5 protein-coding genes and 1 pseudogene are annotated in these 4,382 nt (G+C 75.8%); 1 reads left to right on the top strand and 5 read right to left on the bottom strand.

The window, feature by feature from the left end:
* Nucleotides 1–1,027, bottom strand: a 1,027-nt coding sequence (gene cbiE / locus FV229_RS25515; protein ID WP_147754608.1) for a precorrin-6y C5,15-methyltransferase (decarboxylating) subunit CbiE, incomplete at its 3' end; no start/stop codon positions are given.
* On the opposite strand from cbiE, the gene FV229_RS25510 reads away from it, so the two are divergent.
* Nucleotides 1,026–1,790 carry a cobalt-precorrin-6A reductase gene (locus tag FV229_RS25510; protein ID WP_147754607.1) on the top strand — a complete coding sequence of 255 codons (765 nt, stop codon included), beginning with the start codon at nucleotides 1,026–1,028 and terminating at the stop codon, nucleotides 1,788–1,790. The genes cbiE and FV229_RS25510 overlap by 2 nt on opposite strands.
* On the opposite strand, the gene cobJ is transcribed toward FV229_RS25510, so the two are convergent.
* From cobJ to FV229_RS25490, 4 genes and pseudogenes are all read right to left on the bottom strand, one after another.
* A complete protein-coding gene (cobJ, locus tag FV229_RS25505; RefSeq protein ID WP_147754606.1) occupies nucleotides 1,766–2,539 on the bottom strand; it encodes a precorrin-3B C(17)-methyltransferase in 774 nt (257 codons plus the stop codon). The genes FV229_RS25510 and cobJ overlap by 25 nt on opposite strands.
* Nucleotides 2,536–3,330: a precorrin-2 C(20)-methyltransferase gene (locus FV229_RS25500; protein WP_147754605.1), complete on the bottom strand. Its 795-nt coding sequence runs from the start codon at nucleotides 3,328–3,330 to the stop codon at nucleotides 2,536–2,538. Before FV229_RS25500 ends, cobJ begins: the two co-directional genes overlap by 4 nt.
* Nucleotides 3,330–3,962 carry a precorrin-8X methylmutase gene (locus FV229_RS25495; protein ID WP_147754604.1) on the bottom strand — a complete coding sequence of 211 codons (633 nt, stop codon included), beginning with the start codon at nucleotides 3,960–3,962 and terminating at the stop codon, nucleotides 3,330–3,332. Before FV229_RS25495 ends, FV229_RS25500 begins: the two co-directional genes overlap by 1 nt.
* Nucleotides 3,959–4,382 (bottom strand): annotated as a pseudogene (locus tag FV229_RS25490) (hypothetical protein); the annotation flags it as partial. The gene FV229_RS25495 and the pseudogene FV229_RS25490, both read right to left, overlap by 4 nt.

Below are 4,382 nucleotides of genomic sequence, written 5' to 3'. Positions count from 1 at the left end.
GTGCCGAGAGGCCGCCGCCGACGAAGATCGCGTCCGGCGCCGGCAACCCGGCGAGCGCGCCCGGCGCCGGGCCGTGGACGACGGCCAGTCCCGGCACGCCGAGGGTCTGCGCGTTGCGGGCGATGCGCTCGGCGCGCGCGGGATGGGCCTCGATCGCCAGCGTCCGCATGGCGGGATGGCGCAGCATCCATTCGATGCCGACCGAGCCGGCGCCGGCGCCGACGTCCCAGAGCAGTTGCCCCGCGAGCGGGCGAAGCGCCGCGAGCGTCACGGCGCGGATCTCAGCCTTGGTCAGCTGCCCGTCGTTCTCGAACCAGCCGTCGTCGAGCCCGGCGGCGAGGCCGACCGCGCGGCAGCCGGGCTCGCCGACCACCTCGATCGCCAGGGTGTTCAGGGCGTCGACCGCACCGAGGTCGAAGCCGCGCGCCGGGCTTATCCGCAGGCGCTCGCGCGGGCCGCCCATGGCCTCGCACACCGTGATCCGCGAGGCGCCGAAGCCGCGTTCCGTCATCAGCGCGGCGACCGCGGCCGGCGTCGTCCCGTCCCAGGACAGGACGAGCAGGCGCGCGCCGGGCTGCAGGTGGCGGACGACCTGCTCGAGCGCCCGGCCGTGCAGCGTGACGCAGGCGCATTCGGCGAGCGGCCAGCCGAGGCGGGCGCAGGCGAGGCTGAAGGCGGAGGGAAGCGGGAAGGCGCGGATCTCGGTGGCCGGTACGATCCGGGCGATCTCGGCGCCGATGCCGTAATGGAACGGGTCGCCGGTGGCGAGCAGGCAGGTCGGCGTCCCGCGCCGCGCCAGGATGTCGGGGTAGGCGTCCGAGATCGGGCTCGGCCAGGCGCGCGATTCCGCGTCGAGCCGGCCGGCGAGCGCGAGGTGGCGGCGGCCGCCATAGACCACGCGGGCGCCGTCGAGCGCCGCGGCGGCCGCGGGCGAGAGCCCGGCGCGGCCGTCCTCGCCGATCCCGACGATCGCGAGCCACGGCGCGGGCCTCGACAGCGGTTCAGGCCTATCGGACAAGGCGGCCATGCGGATCCTCATCCTCGGGGGCACGACGGAGGCCAGCGCCCTCGTCCGCGGCCTTCTCCCCCATCCCGGCCTCGCCGTCACCCTGTCGCTGGCCGGCCGCACCGCGAACCCGGCGGTCGAGGCGGTCCCGACCCGCGTCGGCGGCTTCGGCGGCGCCGAGGGTTTGGCCCGCTACCTGCGCGACGAGGCGGTCGATCGGCTGGTCGACGCCACCCACCCGTTCGCCGCGCGCATCGGCCGGAACGCCGCTGACGCCGCGGCGGCGGCCGGCGTGCCGCTCCTGGCGATCCGCCGCCCGGCCTGGGCGCGCGCGCCGGGCGACCTCTGGAACGAGGTCGAGAGTGTCGCGGACTGCGTCGCGGCGCTCGGCGCGGCGCCCCAGCGCGTCTTCCTCACGGTGGGCCGGATGGAGGTCGCGGCCTTCGCCGCGGCGCCCCAGCACGAATACGTCGTGCGCACGATCGAGCCGCTCGGCGACGCGCTCCCCGTGCCGCGCCTCACGGCGATCCGTGCGCGCGGCCCCTTCGACGAGGCCGCCGAGACGGCGTTGATGCGGGACGCCGCCATCGCGGTGCTGGTGACCAAGAACGCCGGCGGCGCCGCCACCTACGGCAAGATCGCTGCGGCGCGACAGCTTCGGCTGCCGGTGGTGATCGTGCGTCAGCCCTGGAAGCCGGCGGTCGAGACAGTCGCGGACGCAGCCGCGGCCGTGGCGCGGCTCGTCGGCGTGGGCCGGCCTCATCCGACGCTGCGCGGCGTGTAGACGAACGGCGGCTCGCCCGGCCCGCGCGGGATCAGCCGCGTGGTCGAGGCGCCGATGATGACCATCGTCGCCATGTCGGCGGTGGCCGTGCGCGCCTCGGTCAGCGTCATCACGCGGATCGCCTCGTCGGGGCGCGTCACGGCGCAGGCGAACACCACCGGCGTGTCGGGCCGCCGGATCTCGGCGGCGATGCCGAGCGCTTGGCCAAGCTGCCAGGGCCGCGCCGACGAGATCGGGTTGTAGAGCGAGACCACGAAGTCGGCGCGCAGCACGGCTTCGAGCCGGGCGGTGATCACGTCCCAGGGCTTGAGGTTGTCCGACAGCGAGAGCGCGCAGAAGTCGCCCCCCAGCGGCGCGCCGAGGCGGGCGGCCGCCGCCAGCATCGCGGTGATGCCGGGCTCGACGGTGATCGCGAGGTGGCGCCAGGCCGGATCGCCGGCCTCCACCGCCTCGAACACCGCCGCCGCCATCGCGAACACGCCGGGGTCGCCGCCCGAGACCACCGCCACCCGCCGGCCGGAGGCCGCCAGTTCCAGCGCATGGCGCGCGCGGTCCACCTCGACACGGTTGTCGCTGGCATGCCGCGTCAGCCCCGGCCGATCGGGCACGCGGGAGACGTAGGGGATGTAGCCGATCAGGTCCTCGGCCGCATCGAGCGCAGCCTGCGCGCGCGCGGTGAGCAGCCCGGCGTCGCCCGGCCCGAGGCCGACGACCGCGAGGCTTCCGCCTCCCGCGACACGTGCGCTCACGGCCTGCGGCCTTCGCCCGGCACGAGCACCATCGAGAAGTAGGGCGCCACGTCGTCCGGTTTGTCCGCCAGCGGAACGACGCGCTCGCCGGCCATGGTGCCCCGCTCGACGTAGACGGCGCGCCCGAGCAGCCCGGCCTCGCGCAGGGCGGCGCGGACCTTCGGCAGGTGGCGCCCGAGCTTCATGATCACGGCGGCGTCGGTGCCGGCGAGCCGCGCGGCGAGGTCGGCTGCCGGCAGCGTCGCCGGCAGCACCGTCAGCACGTCGTCGCCCCAGGTGATCGGCGTGCCGGCCTTGGTCCAGCAGCCCGACATGCCGGTGACGCCGGGCACGACCTCCACCGGGAATCGGTCCTTCAGGCGCCGCCACAGGTGCATGAACGAGCCGTAGAAGAATGGGTCGCCCTCGGACAGGATCGCCACGTCGCGCCCGGCGCCGAGGTGGTCGGCCAACTGCCCCGCCGCGTCGTCGTAGAAGGCGGCGAGCGCCCCGACGTAATCCGGGTGATCCGGGTGCAACTCGGTGGTGTAGGGGTAGGCGAGGGCGAACTCGCGGGCTGGCTCGGGCGGCAGCACCGCGTCGGCGATGGTGCGGGCGTTGCCGCGCCGGCCCTTCTTGCAGAAGTGGACGAGGACCGGCGCGCGCTCCAGCACCCGCATGGCGCGGACGGTGAGGTAGTCCGGGTCGCCCGGGCCCATGCCGACGCCGAACAGCGTGCCGGTGACGGCCGCCGCCGGTCGGTCCGGCTGCTCGGCCGGCGCCTCCGCGAAGCGGTTCTCGCCCGCGTCCATCACTCGATCTCGTTGGCGAGCGCGTTGACGGCGGCGGCTGCCATCGCGCTGCCGCCGCGCCGGCCGTGCACCACGACGAACGGCACGCGCCCGTCGCGCGCCAGCGCCTCCTTCGATTCGGCGGCGCCGATGAAGCCGACGGGGATGCCGATCACCGCCGCCGGCGGCGCGACGCCCTCGTCGAGGAGCTCGAGCAGGCGGAACAGCGAGGTCGGCGCGTTGCCGACCGCCACGACGCTGCCGGGCAGGTGCTCGCGCCACAGCTCCATCGCGGCGGCCGAGCGGGTGGTGCCCATCTCGGCGGCCATGGTCGGCACGCGCGGATCGGTGAGGGTGCAGATCACGCGGTTCTCGGCCCGCATCCGCGCGCGGGTGCAGCCGTCGGCCACCATCCGCACGTCGCAGAGGACCGGCGCGCCGGCGCGCAGGGCCGCCTCGCCGGCCTCGGCGAAGGTCTCGGACATCTCGACGTCGGCCGGCAGGTCGGTCATGCCGCAGGCGTGGATCATGCGCACGACCACGCGCTCGGCGGTGCCCGACCAGCGTGCGAGGTCGGCCTCGGCGCGGATCATCGCGAAGGACCGGGCGTAGATCGCGCCGCCGTCGCGCAGGTACTCGTGGCGGGCGCTCATATCGTGGTCCCGATGGTTTGTTCGGCGCTTAGCTGCCGACTGAGGGAAGAGGGGCCGAACGCCTGTGCCAGCGCGCCGGGTTTCGCCCTCCATACGCGCTCCAGCGCCGCGTCGAAAGTCAGTTCCCAAGCCGGCGCATCGCCGGGCGCGCCGTCGAGGACGACGCCGTAGGTCCCTGCGCGCGCGACCAGCGTCAGGTCGGCGCGGCCCGGGTGGGCGCAACCCTTGGCGCAACCGGAGACGTGCGCCGTCAGCCCCGCCGCGGCGAACGGTCGGAACGCCTCCGCGAGCCGGGCGGCATCCGCCCCCGTCGGCGTCGAGCCGGAGGCGCAGGCCGGAGCGCCGGGGCAGGTGGCGACCGCGCGGCTTCGTCCTGCCGGTGCGCGGCCCGCGGTCGCAGCGCCGGCAGGCCGCAGCCGC

This window comes from Methylobacterium sp. WL120, assembly GCF_008039465.1.
GTDB lineage: Bacteria > Pseudomonadota > Alphaproteobacteria > Rhizobiales > Beijerinckiaceae > Methylobacterium > Methylobacterium cerastii.
This window is presented reverse-complemented; position numbering and strand designations above follow the sequence as displayed.

Bases quoted from the DNA above. Each gene is read 5' to 3' on its own strand.
- FV229_RS25500 (WP_147754605.1), bottom strand. From the start codon at position 3,330: ATGGACGCGGGCGAGAACCGCTTCGCGGAGGCGCCGGCCGAGCAGCCG.
- FV229_RS25495 (WP_147754604.1), bottom strand. From the start codon at position 3,962: ATGAGCGCCCGCCACGAGTACCTGCGCGACGGCGGCGCGATCTACGCC.
- FV229_RS25510 (WP_147754607.1), top strand. From the start codon at position 1,026: ATGCGGATCCTCATCCTCGGGGGCACGACGGAGGCCAGCGCCCTCGTC.